This window comes from Saccharopolyspora sp. NPDC003752, assembly GCF_053605825.1.
On the sequence record NZ_JBSGJZ010000024.1, the window covers coordinates 126536 to 140658 of the forward strand.

Here is a 14123-nt window from a genome sequence, read left to right on the forward strand (position 1 = left end):
CGAGGAGCAAGGAACGATGGACTGGCGCCACGATGCGGTTTGCCGTGACGAGGACCCGGAGCTGTTCTTCCCCGTTGGGAACAGCGGTCCTGCTGTGCTGCAGATCGCCGAGGCGAAGGCCGTTTGCCGCCGTTGTCCGGTCGCCTCCGAGTGCCTGGCTTGGGCACTGGAGAGCGGGCAGGACGCCGGCGTATGGGGCGGTATGAGCGAGGACGAGCGTCGCGCGCTCAAGCGTCGCAACACTCGCACCCGGGCTCGCACCAACGCCTGAGTCGCGAACTCGCTGAAAACGTGCCGGTGCGGTCGCACCCCCGGCGGCCGACCGCACGTTTTCGCCCCGGTCGAACGAACGGCCATCGCACCCGACAGAAGCACAACCCCGACGAGACCCGGCCGATCCGCGTCGATGTCGGTCCCGGAAACCCCCACCGAGCTCTCCACCGGATGAGCTGACGGTCACCGGGAAACCGACCAGATCGGCCACGACCCGCCACCCGACCGGCGAGTCACCGGATATCGATGCACCAGCGCGGCGCCCGACCAACAGGTCGACGTCAGCGCCGGTACTTGAGAGGCACCCGCAACACCGCCTCGGTACCGCGTTGCCGGCCGCGACCGCGCAAGCTCAACGACCCTCGGAGCTCCGATTCCACGAGGGTCCGCACGATCTGCAGGCCGAGACGTTCGGCGCGTTCGAGGGAGAAACCCTTCGGCAGGCCGCGACCGTCATCCGAGATGACGACGTCCAGCCAACGCGCCGAACGCTCCGCCTGCACAACGACTTCGCCGCCCTGCCCCTCCGGGAAGGCGTGCTCGAAAGCGTTCTGGACCAACTCGGTCAGCACCATCACCAGCGGCGTGGCCAGCTCGGCCGACACCACCCCGAACCGTCCCTCGCGGCGCACCTTGACCCCGGTCTCGGCCACGGCGACGTCGCTCATCATCGGGATCACGCGGTCGACCACGTCGTCGAGATCAACCCGCTCGTCCACCGACATCGACAGCGTCTCGTGCACCAGCGCGATCGACGTCACCCGCCGCACCGACTCGTCCAGCGCGAGCCGCGCCTCGGTGTTCCCGGTGCGGCGCGACTGAAGCCGCAACAGCGCGGCGACCGTCTGCAGGTTGTTCTTGACGCGGTGGTGGATCTCGCGGATCGTCGCGTCCTTCGACATCAGCGCGCGGTCGCGCCGCTTGACCTCGGTCACGTCTCGCACCAGGACCAGCGCGCCGGCCTGCTGGCCGCGAGGCCGCAGCGGCAGCGCCCGGAACAACACCGTCGCGCCCCGGGCCTCGGCCTCGATGCGCATGCTGGGCTGACCGCCCATCGCCCGGCGGACGCGCTGCGCCACCTCGTCGGCGTCGAACGGATCGTTGAGCAGCGACCGGGTCAGCTGCGCCAGCTGCGCCCCGACCAGATCCGCCGCGTGGCCCATCCGGTGGTAGGCCGACAGCGCGTTCGGACTGGCGAAGACGACCGTGCCCGAACTGTCCAGGCGGATGAGCCCATCACCGACCCGCGGGCTGGTGTGCACGTCGGGCGCCGGCTCCGGCGTCGGGAAGGTGCCGTCCGCGACCATCTGGCACAGGTCGGCGGCGCTGCCCAGGTAGGAGATCTCCAGCGGCGACGGCACTCGCGGCACGGCCAGGTTGGTGTCCCGGCTGAGCACCGCGACGATGTCGTCGCCCAGCTTCACCGGGATGGTCTCGCGGCGCACCGGCACGCCCAGGTGCCAGCGCGGGTCCTCCTCGCGGCAGATCCGGCCCTCCAGCGCGGCGCGCCGCAGCTGCGGGTGCTCGTCCTGAGTGACCTCGGTGCCGACGACGTCTTCCGGGTGGGCCGTAGGCGCCGTCGTCGGCCGCGCCTGCGCCACGCACAGGAACCGGCTCTCCGGCGCGTCCTGCGGCCCGATCGGAACCCAGAGCAGGAAGTCGGCGAACGACAGGTCCGACAGCAGCTGCCACTCGGCGACCACGAGCTGCAGGTGGTCGGCGGCGGTGCCGGACAACCCGGTGTGCTCGGCGAGCAGATCACTCAGCGTGGACAAGATCCGCCTCTCTGGGTCGGCGCGGTCGCGTCACTCCACGACCGCGATGAGATCGCCTTCCTGGACCACGTCGCCCGGCTTGACGGCAACCGTACTGACCGTCCCCGACATCTCGCTGAGCACCGGGATCTCCATCTTCATGGACTCCAACAGCACCAGCGAGTCGCCGTCGCTGACCGAGTCGCCCTCAACCACCGACACCGCCATCACGTTGGCGACCATCTCGGCGCGGATCTCCTCGGCCATGCGCTCCTCCTCGTCGCGGACCCGGTGGGCCCCTGATTAGGAAACCATGACCGGAACCACCCGCCGGCGGCAGGTAGCGGACATGTCAAACTGGATGCTCGAAACCCCAGCGGAGACCGGGCGGTCGTGAAGACCTGCGAACGGTCGGACTGGTCGGAAGCGAACTTTAGGGAGTTGCCATGGGTAAGCGTGCCCGCAAGAAGAAGGACCGGCGCAAGAACAAGGCCAACCACGGCAAGCGCCCCAACGGCTCGTGAGCGCGACGGCACCAGCCGTCGAAAGCTCGAATGGCCCCGGACCACTCGGTCCGGGGCCATTCGTCGTCTTGCGGGTCATTCCGCCGAAGTTCGCTTCGCCCGCACTTCCACCGAGGTGCCTTCGGGGCCGCGCTCGACGGTCACTTCCGCCTTCTCCAGAACGGCCTCGCGGATGGAGGCCCGCAGCCGGGCCTTCAGCTCCACGGGCGCGTGCTCACCACTGCACTTGCGGTGCAACAGCGCCTTGATGTGCTCCTCGATGCCGAAGTGCTCGAGGCAACTCCCGCACCCGTCGAGGTGCTGCTGCACGGCGGCGCGCCGCTGCTGGTCGCACTCGTTGTCCAGGAAAAGCCACACTTCAGCGAGCACGTCCTCGCAGGAGGCTTCGTCCGGCCCACCGCAGTTCATTTGGTGCTCACCTCCCGCTGGTTCTGCCGCAAGAAGCCGCGATCACGGGCGACGTCGGTGAGCATCTCACGCAGCTGCCGGCGACCACGGTGCAACCTCGACATCACGGTGCCGATCGGGGTGCCCATGATCTCGGCGATCTCCTTGTAGGCGAAGCCTTCCACGTCCGCGAGGTAGACGACCATGCGGAACTCTTCGGCCAGCTGCTGGAGAGCGGCCTTCACATCGGTGTCCGGCAGCCGGTCGAGCGCCTCGACCTCGGCCGAGCGCAGGCCGCTGGAGGTGTGGTTCTCCGCCTGCGCGAGCTGCCAGTCGGCGATCTCGTCGGTCGGCTGCTGCTGGGGCTGCCGCTGCCGCTTGCGGTAACCGTTGATGTAGGTGTTCGTGAGGATCCTGTACAGCCAGGCCTTGAGGTTCGTGCCCTGCGCGAACGACTTGAACGCGGAGAAGGCCTTGAGGTAGGTCTCCTGGACCAGGTCCTCGGCGTCCTGCGCGTTGCGGGTCATCCGCAGCGCCGCGCCGTAGAGCTGGTCCAGCAGCGGCATCGCGTCCCGCTCGAAGCGGGCCGCGCGCTGCTCGTCGGTCTCCTCACCGCGGTCGACCACGGCGGAGTCGACCGGTGCATCGGTGTCGGCAGTGCTGAGCCGCCCGACGTCGCCGGGCCGCCCGGTTGCGTCCGGGTGCTCTGGGGTGCTTGGCACCGGGCTCCTTTCCCGCCGCCTGGACGAGGTGACTGCAGGCGACGAACCCATGCGATCCTTCGCATGGTCCGCATTCGAGGATACCCGTGCTCGCCTGCTATTTCCCGGTGGTGATAGCGGCGCACGCTCGGGGCGGTCCAGCACGCAGGTGTTCGTCGAGTCCATCGTCACGCCCCGTCCAACGCAATGGGCGCCGGGAGATATTCCGGCCTTCTAAAGTGACGCTCATGGCAGGCAAGGGCACCCCGGCTACGGCGCTGTTGAGCAAGCGGCGCATCCCGCACCAGGTTCACGCGTACGAACACGATCCCCGCGCCGAGTCGTTCGGCCTGGAAGCCGCCGAGGCGCTCGGCCAGCCACCGGAGCGGATCTTCAAGACGCTGGTCGCGGAGGTCGACGGCAAGCTCGCCGTGGGCGTGGTGCCGGTCACCGGCCAGCTCGATCTCAAGGCGCTCGCCGCCGCCGTCGGCGGGAAGAAGGCGAAGATGGCCGAGATCGCCGACGCCGAACGCGCCACCGGCTACGTCGCGGGCGGGATTTCCCCGCTCGGCCAGAAGAAACGGCTCCCGGTCGTGATCGACGCGTCGGCGACCGGGTTCGACACGATCTACTGCAGCGCGGGACGGCGCGGCCTGGAGATCGAGCTGGCGGCCGACGACCTGGTCCGGCTGCTCGACGCCCGCGTCGCCGCCATCGCCGGTTGACCGCCCCGGGGGAGCGGACGGGCCGCTCCCCCGGGCGTTGGTGCGGCTGCCGCGCAACAGCCGCACCGGGACCCGGACAGGCCGGGGCATTCCTCCTGCCCGGGAGCATCGACGAGATCGCAGCCGAATTCGCTTTTCGCAGAGCGATTCACACCCCGACCGCGATTCCGGGCGATCGGGAGAAACAAATCCCCCAGTGCCGCACCGATGTTGCGGCATCCGGGCAGAACCGGCAACGCGACGCTTTCGAGCGGACGAATCGGCCGCCGGAATCGTGCCCCCGGTCACAACTATTTCGAGCGCTAGTCGATGAGGCGGAGAATCCGGCCGAGCCACTCCTGCGCGGCACGGAACACGGCGTCCACGTCTGCCTTCAGCGAGTGGTCGCCGGGCACCAGCACCACCTCGCGGTTGTGCGACGGTTCCGGCTGGCCGAACGCGTCCCGCTCGCCCTGCACCACCAGCACCGGGGCCTCCACCCCGTCGAGCTCGCCCAGCCGCGACTTCTCCGGCTTGCCGGGCGGGTGCACCGGGAACGCCAGGCACAGCACCGCCGACGCGGCGCCCGCCTCCGCGGTGCGGCAGGCGACGCGCGCCCCCGAGGACCTGCCGCCGAAGATCAGCGGGAGATCCGCGAACCAGCGCTCGCCGAGGTCCTCCACCACGGCGAGCCAGGCCGCGTCCAGCTGCTTGGCCGGGGCGGGCGCCCGGCGGCCGGCCACCCGGTAGGGCTGCTCGACCAGCGCCACGTGCACGCCGGCTTCCGTCGCGGCCCGCGTCACCGCAACCAGGTCGGGCGCGGCGATCCCTCCGCCCGCGCCGTGCCCGAGCAGCAACGCGGCACGCCCCTCCTCCGCGCAGTGCAGCTCGGCCCTGGCCGGGCCGTGCGGCGTCTCGACCTCGACCTTGGTCATGACTCGAACAGCGCGGCTTGTTCGGCGGGCGCGGGCGCCGGTTCGACTCGTCCCAGCAGGTCAGGATGGTTGTTGCGCATGCTGTTCACCTCGGTGGAGACGGGGTGGATCGCCAGTTCGGCGAGCACCTCCGGTTCGGGTTCCAGCAGGTCCGCGATCTCGGTGCGCTGCGGATCGAGCCAGTCCGCCCAGCGGTGCCTCGGCAGCACCAGCGGCATGCGGTGGTGGATGCCGGCGAGCTCGCCGACGGCATCGGTGGTGACGACCGCGCAGGTCACCAGCGGCTGGTCGGTCGAGTTCGGCGCCCACCACGCGGAGAACACCGCGGCCATCGCCAGGCTCTCGCCGTCCCCGCGAGTGCACAGGTAGGGCTGTCGCCGCTGGTCACCGGGCTGCCACTCGTACCAGCCGGTGGCGGGCATCAGGCAGCGGCGGCGCCGCGCCGAGTCCGCGAAGGCGGGCTTGGTGGTGATGGACTCGGCACGCGCGTTGATCATGGGCGGGCCGCTGCCGATCTCCTTCGCCCAGGTCGGCACCAGGCCCCAGCGCACCGGGCGGACGCTGCGCTCGGCGCCGCGCTGCACGACGATCGGCACCGTCTTGGTCGGCGTCACGTTGAAGTCCGCGCCGACGGCCCCGGCCGTGCGATCCGTCGCCGCGAATTCCTCGGCCAGCGCCGCCGGGTCGTGCCGGACGGCGTACCGACCACACATCAGAACTCACCCCGCGCCCGAACCGCTCATTTCGCTTCCGGATCCAAACCTACCGCCTGCGGTTGCGCATCGAGCGACACGCGTTCCAGGAGTTCGGCGCCGTTGTTGCGGACGCTGTTGACCGCGGTCGACACCGGGCGGATCTCCAGGCCGTCGACGAGCTCCCGCGACGGCGCGCCGAGCAGGTCGGCGACGTCCGGCTGGTCCGGGTCGAGCCACTCGTCCCACGCCGTCGCCGGCAGCAGCAACGGCATCCGGTCGTGCACCTCGGCCAACTGCCCGAGCGCGCTGGTGGTGAGCACCGAGCAGGTCACCAGCGGCGGCGCGTCCTCGGCCTGCGGATCGCGCCAGGTGGCGTAGATCCCGGCCATCGCCAGGCTGGCACCGTCCGGGGAGGTCATGAAGAAGGGCTGCTTGCGGGCGCCTTCGCGCTTCCACTCGTACCATCCGTCGGCGGGCAGCAGGCACCGGTAGCGCTTGATCGACGTCCGGAAGGCCGGCTTCGTCGTCACCGTCTCCGACTTCGCGTTGATCATCCGGCTGCCGATGGACTTGTCCTTCGCCCACATCGGCACCAGGCCCCACCGCATCACCCGGATGGTGCGCTCGGTTCGATCGAGCTCGCGTTCACCGGCATCGTCCCGGGGGTGCCGCTGCACCACGGTGAACACGTTCTTGGTCGGCGCGACGTTGAAATCCGCTCCCGGTGCGGCGCCGCCGGTGGCGTCCAGCGCCGCGAACTCCGCCGCGAGCTTGCCCGGGTCCTTCGTGGAGGCGTACCTGCCGCACATGCCTGGTCGGACCTCCATCGCCTCGTGGTCGAGCGGTCTTCCTCATCCTGTCAGGCCGCATCGCCGCAGGCGAGCGGCATGGCCGGATTGCCCCCGCCGCTGAAATCGGGAAGCCGGGTGGGGGATCATTGCCCTATGACCCAGCTCTGGCCTGCTCCGGTCGCCCGCGGCGCCGTGCACGCGACCGTCCCGGTGCCCGGTTCGAAGTCCATCACCAACCGCGCGCTGGTGCTCGCCGCGCTCGCCGACGGCCCGTCGACGCTGCGCGCCCCGCTGCGCAGCCGGGACACCGAGCTCATGGCCGGGGCTCTGCGTGCCCTCGGGGTCGAGATCCAGGACGGGCCGGACGGCTCGTGGCAGGTCGCGCCGGGCGAACTGCGGGGACCGGCCGAGGTCGACTGCGGCCTGGCCGGCACGGTCATGCGGTTCGTGCCGCCGGTGGCGGCCCTGGCCGACGGCCGGGTCACCTTCGACGGCGACCCGCAGGCCCGCCAGCGGCCGCTGGGCACGGTCCTCGACGCGCTGCGCGAGCTGGGCGCCGACATCAGCGGCAGCGCGCTGCCGTTCGACGTGCACGGCACGGGGAAGCTCACCGGCGGCACGGTCACCATCGACGCGTCCGCGTCGTCGCAGTTCGTCTCCGGGCTGCTGCTTTCCGCGCCGCGGTTCGAGCAGGGCGTCACGGTGCTGCACGAGGGCAAGCCGGTGCCGTCGCTGCCGCACATCGAGATGACCGTGGCGATGCTGCGCGCCGCCGGCGTCGACGTCGACGACCGGGAGCCGAACACCTGGCGGGTGGCGCCGGGCGCGATCCGCGCGCTGGACGTCGAGATCGAACCCGACCTGTCCAACGCCACCCCGTTCCTCGCCGCTGCGGCGGTGACCGGCGGCACCGTGACCGTGCCCGGTTGGCCGGCGCAGACCACGCAGGCCGGCGACGCCATCCGCGACATCCTGAGCCGGATGGGCGCGCAGGTGGAGCGCACCGCGGCCGGGCTGATCGTCACCGGCCCCGCCGAGCTCACCCCGGTCGACATCGACCTGCACGACGTCGGTGAGCTCACGCCGACCGTCGCGGCGCTGGCCGCCTTCGCGACCGGCCGCTCGCGACTGCGCGGCATCGCGCACCTGCGCGGCCACGAGACCGACCGGCTCGCCGCGCTGCAGAACGAGCTCACCAAGCTCGGCGGTGCAGTCGAGCAGACCGAGGACGGGCTGCTGGTCGAGCCGCGGCCGCTGACCGGCGGGAACTGGCATTCCTACGCCGACCACCGGATGGCCACGGCCGGCGCGATCCTCGGGCTGAAGGTGCCCGGCGTGGTCGTCGAGGACATCGCGACGACCGCCAAGACGATCCCCGACTTCCCCGGGATGTGGGCGGCGATGCTCGGGGAATCGGCGTGAGCGCGGGGGCGGCCTGATGCGCAAGCGCGGTTGGCGGGATCTGGACGAGTCCGATGTGCGGGTGCGCCCCGGGCGCCGGGGCAGCCGTCCGCGCAGCAAGCAGCGCCCCAAGCACGAGGACGCGGCGGCCGCGATGGTGGTCGCGGTCGACCGCGGCCGGTGGACGTGCGCGCTGGACGGGAACCCGGACCGGCTGGTCACCGCCATGCGGGCGCGCGAGCTCGGCCGCACGCCGGTGGTGGTCGGCGACCGCGTCGGCCTGGTCGGTGACATCTCCGGCAAGCCCGACACGCTGGCCCGGATCGTGCGGGTCGACGACCGCACCAGCGTGTTGCGCCGCACCGCCGACGACACCGACCCGTACGAGCGGGTCGTGGTCGCCAACGCCGAACAGCTGATCATCGTGACCGCGCTGGCCGATCCGCCGCCGCGGCCCGGCTTCATCGACCGCTGCCTGGTCGCCGCCTACGCGGGCGGGCTGACGCCGGTGCTGTGCCTGACCAAGGCCGACCTCGCCGATCCCGGCGAGTGGATCGCCACGTACTCGTCCCTGGACATGCCGATCACGATCACCCGCCAGGACTGCGAACCCGAGGAACTCCGCGCGCTGCTCGCGGACCGGGTGTCCGCGCTGGTCGGCCACTCCGGCGTCGGCAAGTCCACATTGGTCAACCGGCTGGTCCCGGCGGCCGACCGGGCGACCGGCGAGGTCAGCGGCGTCGGCAAGGGCCGGCACACCTCGACCTCGGCGGTCGCGCTGCCGCTGCCCGGTCGGGGCTGGGTGGTGGACACCCCGGGCATCCGCTCGTTCGGCCTGGCGCACGTCACCCCGGACGACGTGATCGCCGCGTTCGAAGGCTTCGCCGAGGCGGCGGAGGAATGCCCACCGAACTGCGGCCACCTCGGTGGTTCCGACGATCCGGACTGCCACCTCGACACCTACGCCGCCGACGGCGGCAGCGTCGAGCAGCTCGCCTCGCTGCGCCGCCTGCTGCGCTCCCGGGCCGGGCTCGACGAGGTCTGATCCCCCGAACGAGGCTCGATCGTCCCCTGTGGTGCGACGACTTCGTTGTTAGCGTGGATCTCGGCGTCCGCTGCGGGTTTTTCCTTGACCGCGCGGACGATTCGGCCACCGCACGCTGACACGGCCCGAGGAGCTCGCCCGATGCCACGAGCCAGCACCAGGACCGCGGTGTTGTCCGCCGGTCTCACCCTGATCGCCGCGCTAGGCGCCTGCGGCGCCGAACCACCCCCGCAGCCCGGGCCGCTGATGGCCGCCCGCCCCGACCCCCGCCCGCGAGCGGATGTCATGTTGTCGCAGGTCATCAACAAGATCAGCGAACGCGGAAGCGTGCACAGCAGCGTGCGGGGAAGCCTCGGCCTGGTGGGCGAACTGACTGCCGAAGGCGCCGTCCGCTACCGGGGTCCGCAAGCCGATCTCACCTTCGAAGGCCAGACCAGAACGCCCGGGAACCTGTCGTCGCAGCGCCTCTCACTGTCCATCATGGATGGTGTCGGCTACCTGCGGACCCCGCTGGTGCGGCCCGAGCCGGACAAGCCCTGGCTGAAGATCACGCCCGGTGGCGCCGACTTCGGCGACAAGCTCCTCGGCCCCGCGCTGGACCAGCTGCACGATGCCGTCGACCCGCGCGCCGCCTTCGCCGGCATCGAGCCCGCCACCCGCATCCAGACCAGCGCGCCCGACACCGTCGACGGCAAGCCCACCACCCGCTACGAGCTGCGGATCATCACCTCGCAGGCCGCCGACTTGGCCGACGATCCGCAGCAGCGCGACCGGTTCCGGCAGGCCGCCGATGCCGGCGAGCGGGAACTCGGCTACCAGCTGTGGCTCGACGACTCCGGCCTGCCCGCGCGGTTCGCCGCCGACCAGGAGGTCGCCCAAGCGGGCGAGGTGTCGCTGACCTCGACCTACCGCGACTGGGGTGCCCCCGCCGACATCCCGGTCCCCCCAGCCGGGCAGATCGGCGTCTTCGACACCTCGCCGCCGCAGGCGCAGCAGCCACCGCGGTGACCGCACTTCCCGCAAAACGCCCGGAAGAGGCATGAAGAACTGTTACTTTTCGGGCATTGCAATCTTCATGCAGAGAGGAAATCCCGTGCGCCGCACCACAGTCGCCCTGTCCGCAGCAGCGTTGGCGATCACCCTGGGCGCCTGCAGCCAGGGCGGCACGCCAGCCGACCCGGGCAACGCCGGCCAGGAGCAGACCGAGAGCTCCAGCTCGCCGTTCAAGGACGTCTCGTCGCTGATCAGCTCGGCGAAGTCCAGCATGGACGCGAAGAAGACCGTGACGGTGTCCTTCGAGGGCACCGGCGCCGTCCAGGCCCTCGGCTCCACGAAGTGCCAGCTCGACATCGTGCAGACCGAGATGGCCTGCACCGGGGCGACCGAGATGGTGTTCACCAAGGACGGGATGTACATCAAGAGCCCGGAACTGGCCCAGATCTCCGGTGACCCGAGCAAGCCGTGGCTGAAGATGGCCGCCAACGACTCGATGGCGCAGCAGCTCGGCCAGCTGGGCAAGATCAACGACCTCGAGTCAATGCTCCCGCCCGGGTCCAAGATCACCTCCAGCGCCAAGGAGCAGGTCGACGGCCAGGAGGCGACCCGCTACGAGATCGTGACCGACCTCAAGGCGGCCGCCGCCGAGGCCAAGCCCGAGGAGAAGCCGGCGTTCCAGGCGCTGGTCGACGCCGGTGTCACCGAGCTCAAGCAGACCGTGTGGGTGGACGCCGAGGGCCTGCCGCTGAAGGCCGACTCGACCACGCCCGCCCTCACCGTGGCCGGCCAGCAGGTCCCCGAGTCGACCATGACGGTGCGCTACAGCGACTGGGGCAAGCCGGTCCAGATCACCGTGCCGCCTGCCGACCAGGTCCAGGAAAAGCGCTGAAACCGCGGTGCGGCCCGAGGCGACTCGCCCGGGCCGCACCACCCGGTCGCTACATCAGCTCCAGCAGGAACGGCACCTCTTGCGGGGCGTACCAGGCGAGTTCGTGGTCCTCCGCCTCGCCCAGGGTGAAGTCCGCGTCCGGATCGCCGAGGTCGGCGGCGTCGATGACCTCCGCCGCGGCGCGCACCGCGTCCTCCGCTTCCGTGGCGTCCACGTGCACGGCCGCGATCTTCTTCCACTGCACCGGCCCGGACACCTTCACCACGGCGTGGTCCAGATCGGGCCGCAGCGTCACGTCGTCGACATCGGCGGAGATCACCACCCGGCGGAGCTCGACCTTCTCGCCCGCCCCCAGGTCACCACCGATCAACCGCAGCGACGCCCGAGCGGCCTCACGCATCGCCGCGTACTCCAGCTCTTCCGTGTCGCCACTGGCGTAGGACTCGCGCAGCGCCGGCGTCAACGCGAACGCCGTCCCACCCAACGGCTGCAACTGCTTCTCCTCCACCAGTCGCCGCAACATCGGCACCGTGGCGGGCAGGTAAACCCTCATGCGTCGACCGTCCCGATCATCTCGTCCACTGCTTCTCCGATCATCGCCGCCAACACGTCCACATCGGGCATCGCATCCCGATCCGCGTTCAACCCGAAGTACACGCCGCCGTCGTAGGACGTAACGCCTACCGACAGCGACTGATTCTTGGCCAACGGCACCACCGGGAACATCTCCATCATCCTCGCTCCCGCGGCGTACAACGGCACCTGCGGTCCCGGAACGTTGGTCACCAGCACGTTGAACAATCGGTCCGAGAACTGGTTCGCGACCCGTGCCCCCAACGCGTGCAGGGTCGGCGGCGCGAACCCGGACACCTTGACCAGTGCACCGGCCGCCACCGACTGCCCGGACTCCGCGTGCGCGCGCATGGCATGGCTGACCTGGTGCAGCCGGACGATCGGATTCCCCTCGCCCACCGGCAGATCCACCAGGTACGCCGACACCTTGCTGCCGACCGACCCGACCGGCAGGCTGCCGGTCTCCGGGTACGTCGCGCGCGCCTCGGCGTCGTCGGAACGCACCGACACCGGCACCATCGCGCGCAGCGTCGTCGATGGCGACACCACTTCGCCGCGGGACAGCAACCAGTTCCGCAGCGCACCGGTCACCACCGCCAGCACCACGTCGTTGACGGTGCTGCCGTGAGCTTGGCGGACGGCGCGGAAGTCGTCGAGCTTGGCCCGCGCGACGGCGAACCGGCGCTGCGTGGAGGTCGGCGCGTTCAACGGCCCGCTCGGTGCAGGGACCACGGCGGTGCGCAGCGCCGAGGCGACACCGCCCAGAGCCCGCGTGATCTTCTGGACCGTCGCGGTGGCGTCGGCGACCGCCGCCCGAACGTTCTCCACCACCTCGCCGGGACGTTGCACGGCGTCGGTCATCGCCTCGACCACCAGCTCCGCGAGGCTCGGCTCCGGGCGCGGCATCCACAGCTCATCGGCGTCCGGAACCTGCCGGTCGCGCTCCACGTCCAGGATCACCTGGCCGATGTCGATCGCGCCGATGCCGTCGACCATCGCCTGGTGCGTCTTGGTGATCACCGCTACCCGGTTCTTGGACAACCCCTCCACCAGGTAGATCTCCCACAGCGGCCGGGTGGGGTCGAGCTTCCGGGACATCAGCCGCGCGGCCAGGTCGTGCAGCTGATCGTCGTTGCCCGGCTTGGGCAGCGCCGACCGCCGCACGTGGTAGGTGATGTCGAAGTCCTGGTCGTCCACCCACACCGGACGCACCAACCCGCCCGGAACCTGCATCACCCGCTGCCGGTATCTCGGCACCAAGCCCAGCCGGCGGTCGATCAGCGCCAACACCTTGTCGTAGTCGAACCCGGTGCGCGGGCGCCGGAACACCGCGACGCCACCGACGTGCATCGGCGTCGTGTAGTCCTCCAGGTAGAGGAACGAGGCGTCGACTGCGGAGAGACGATCGGACATGTCCGCGATCCTGGCACACGAGCCGCCGGATCCCGAGGGGTTCCAGTCGAGGAGGGCGCGGCGGAGCATGTGACACTTGGAAGCGTGACCAGCGAAGTTTCCCCTAAAGATCGATTCGTCACCGTTTACGGCCGCAAGCCGGTGCTGGAGGCGTTGACGGACTACGACCTGCGCGTGGACAAGGTGATCCTCGCCGAGGGGCTGCGCGGCTCGATCATCGACGAGATCCAGGAGGCCGCCGCCGACCGCGCGGTGCGGGTCCAGCGCGCAAGCGCGCACCGGGTGAAGGTGCTGGCCGGGAACGGCCGGCACGACCAGGGCGTGCTGGCCGACGTGGTGGCGCGGAAGATGCGGCCGCTCTCGGACGCCCTCGCCGACCCCGCGCACGCACCGCGAACCATCCTGCTGCTCGACGGTCTGACGACGCCGGCGAACGTAGGCATGATCCTGCGCACCGCGACCGCGGCCGGAATCGACGGAATCGTGGTGCCGCACCGCGGCGTCGCCAGCCTCGACCCACTGGTCATCAAGGCTTCGGCCGGAGTGGCGTTCCACGCCCCGGTCCTGCGGACCCGCACCGCCGGCGAGGCCGCGGAGCTGCTGACCGAAGCCGGCTACCCGTTGTTCGCGCTCGAAGCCTCCGCGGAGGAGAGCATCTTCGACGCCGACTTCGGACCGCGCGCGGTGTTCGTGCTGGGCAGCGAAACCGCCGGGCTTTCGGAAGACGTGCAGGCGCGAGTCGCCCAGCCGCTGTCCATTCCGATGGCCGGTGGGGTGGAATCGCTCAACGTCGCCAGCGCCGCAGCAGTGCTGTGCTTCGAACTCCTCCGACGCAAGCTGGCTTCCTGAACCTTGGGCGGGTGGTGGTTCGGCCGCGACCGCGGCCGTCCGCCACTCGATGACTGCTCCAGTGATGCAAATAAAAAGGGTCCCTTCTTTTCCGGTAGACCGGAAAAGAAGGGACCCTTCCCACATAATGTGTCGGCGGTGTCTTACTCTCCCACACCCTGTCGAGTGCAGTACCATCAGCGCTGGGGAGCTT

General features: G+C 70.6%; 17 protein-coding genes. 8 read left to right on the plus strand and 9 right to left on the minus strand.

The annotated features are described in order from the left end of the window. Positions 1-16 precede the first annotated feature (16 nt). Positions 17-271, plus strand: coding sequence for a WhiB family transcriptional regulator (locus ACWEV3_RS27845; protein WP_093277399.1), 255 nt, complete (start codon positions 17-19; stop codon positions 269-271). 283 nt (positions 272-554) lie between these two features. On the opposite strand, the gene ACWEV3_RS27850 is transcribed toward ACWEV3_RS27845, so the two are convergent. Together ACWEV3_RS27850 and ACWEV3_RS27855 are read right to left on the minus strand one after the other, a co-directional pair. Next, positions 555-2048 (minus strand): histidine kinase N-terminal domain-containing protein, encoded by a 1494-nt coding sequence (locus ACWEV3_RS27850; protein ID WP_452616711.1) that lies wholly within the window; start codon positions 2046-2048, stop codon positions 555-557. Between the two features lie 30 nt (positions 2049-2078). Then, on the minus strand, positions 2079-2294 hold the full coding sequence (locus ACWEV3_RS27855; RefSeq protein ID WP_452616712.1) for a biotin/lipoyl-binding carrier protein: 216 nt from the start codon (positions 2292-2294) through the stop codon (positions 2079-2081). A gap of 179 nt (positions 2295-2473) precedes the next feature. Here ACWEV3_RS27855 and ACWEV3_RS27860 point away from each other — a divergent pair, with 179 nt between their 5' ends. Beyond that, the gene (locus tag ACWEV3_RS27860) at positions 2474-2551 is read left to right on the plus strand and encodes a 50S ribosomal protein bL37 (RefSeq protein ID WP_371812874.1); all 78 of its coding nucleotides are present in this window, start codon (positions 2474-2476) and stop codon (positions 2549-2551) included. A 75-nt stretch (positions 2552-2626) separates the two neighbouring features. Here the strand turns inward: ACWEV3_RS27860 and rsrA are convergent, their stop codons facing one another. Further along, complete coding sequence (rsrA, locus tag ACWEV3_RS27865) at positions 2627-2959, minus strand: mycothiol system anti-sigma-R factor (protein WP_132489802.1); 333 nt, start codon at positions 2957-2959, stop codon at positions 2627-2629. Beyond that, positions 2956-3660, minus strand: a complete 705-nt coding sequence (locus tag ACWEV3_RS27870) for a sigma-70 family RNA polymerase sigma factor (RefSeq protein WP_452616713.1) — start codon at positions 3658-3660, stop codon at positions 2956-2958. Before ACWEV3_RS27870 ends, rsrA begins: the two co-directional genes overlap by 4 nt. Positions 3661-3887: 227 nt before the next feature. Between ACWEV3_RS27870 and ybaK the strand changes: the two genes are divergently transcribed. Next, entirely contained in the window at positions 3888-4364 is a 477-nt protein-coding gene (gene ybaK / locus ACWEV3_RS27875; RefSeq protein ID WP_452616714.1) for a Cys-tRNA(Pro) deacylase, read from the plus strand. Between the two features lie 302 nt (positions 4365-4666). On the opposite strand, the gene ACWEV3_RS27880 is transcribed toward ybaK, so the two are convergent. Genes ACWEV3_RS27880 through ACWEV3_RS27890 form a run of 3 tightly spaced genes read right to left on the minus strand, consistent with a single transcriptional unit; the run spans position 4667 to position 6782 of the window. Then, positions 4667-5278, minus strand: coding sequence for an alpha/beta hydrolase family protein (locus tag ACWEV3_RS27880; RefSeq protein ID WP_452616715.1), 612 nt, complete (start codon positions 5276-5278; stop codon positions 4667-4669). After that, complete coding sequence (locus ACWEV3_RS27885) at positions 5275-5991, minus strand: SOS response-associated peptidase (protein WP_452616716.1); 717 nt, start codon at positions 5989-5991, stop codon at positions 5275-5277. Before ACWEV3_RS27885 ends, ACWEV3_RS27880 begins: the two co-directional genes overlap by 4 nt. A 26-nt stretch (positions 5992-6017) precedes the next feature. Beyond that, the gene (locus ACWEV3_RS27890) at positions 6018-6782 is read right to left on the minus strand and encodes an SOS response-associated peptidase (protein ID WP_452616730.1); all 765 of its coding nucleotides are present in this window, start codon (positions 6780-6782) and stop codon (positions 6018-6020) included. Between the two features lie 135 nt (positions 6783-6917). Between ACWEV3_RS27890 and aroA the strand changes: the two genes are divergently transcribed. The 4 genes from aroA to ACWEV3_RS27910 all read left to right on the plus strand — a co-directional run bounded on the left by aroA (position 6918) and on the right by ACWEV3_RS27910 (position 11095). Beyond that, positions 6918-8186: a 3-phosphoshikimate 1-carboxyvinyltransferase gene (gene aroA, locus ACWEV3_RS27895; RefSeq protein WP_452616717.1), complete on the plus strand. Its 1269-nt coding sequence runs from the start codon at positions 6918-6920 to the stop codon at positions 8184-8186. Between the two features lie 16 nt (positions 8187-8202). Then, positions 8203-9210 carry a ribosome small subunit-dependent GTPase A gene (gene rsgA / locus ACWEV3_RS27900; protein ID WP_452616718.1) on the plus strand — a complete coding sequence of 336 codons (1008 nt, stop codon included), beginning with the start codon at positions 8203-8205 and terminating at the stop codon, positions 9208-9210. 141 nt (positions 9211-9351) lie between these two features. Then, positions 9352-10218, plus strand: coding sequence for a hypothetical protein (locus ACWEV3_RS27905; protein WP_452616719.1), 867 nt, complete (start codon positions 9352-9354; stop codon positions 10216-10218). Between the two features lie 85 nt (positions 10219-10303). Beyond that, positions 10304-11095: a hypothetical protein gene (locus tag ACWEV3_RS27910; protein WP_452616720.1), complete on the plus strand. Its 792-nt coding sequence runs from the start codon at positions 10304-10306 to the stop codon at positions 11093-11095. Positions 11096-11144: 49 nt separating this feature from the next. Here ACWEV3_RS27910 and ACWEV3_RS27915 read toward each other — a convergent pair whose 3' ends face one another. Then, positions 11145-11648 carry a DUF6912 family protein gene (locus ACWEV3_RS27915; protein WP_452616721.1) on the minus strand — a complete coding sequence of 168 codons (504 nt, stop codon included), beginning with the start codon at positions 11646-11648 and terminating at the stop codon, positions 11145-11147. Further along, positions 11645-13081, minus strand: a complete 1437-nt coding sequence (locus ACWEV3_RS27920; protein ID WP_452616722.1) for a WS/DGAT/MGAT family O-acyltransferase — start codon at positions 13079-13081, stop codon at positions 11645-11647. The genes ACWEV3_RS27915 and ACWEV3_RS27920 overlap by 4 nt, the downstream gene beginning before the upstream one ends. A gap of 84 nt (positions 13082-13165) precedes the next feature. Here ACWEV3_RS27920 and ACWEV3_RS27925 point away from each other — a divergent pair, with 84 nt between their 5' ends. After that, positions 13166-13930, plus strand: coding sequence for a TrmH family RNA methyltransferase (locus tag ACWEV3_RS27925; protein WP_452616723.1), 765 nt, complete (start codon positions 13166-13168; stop codon positions 13928-13930). Positions 13931-14123 lie beyond the last annotated feature (193 nt).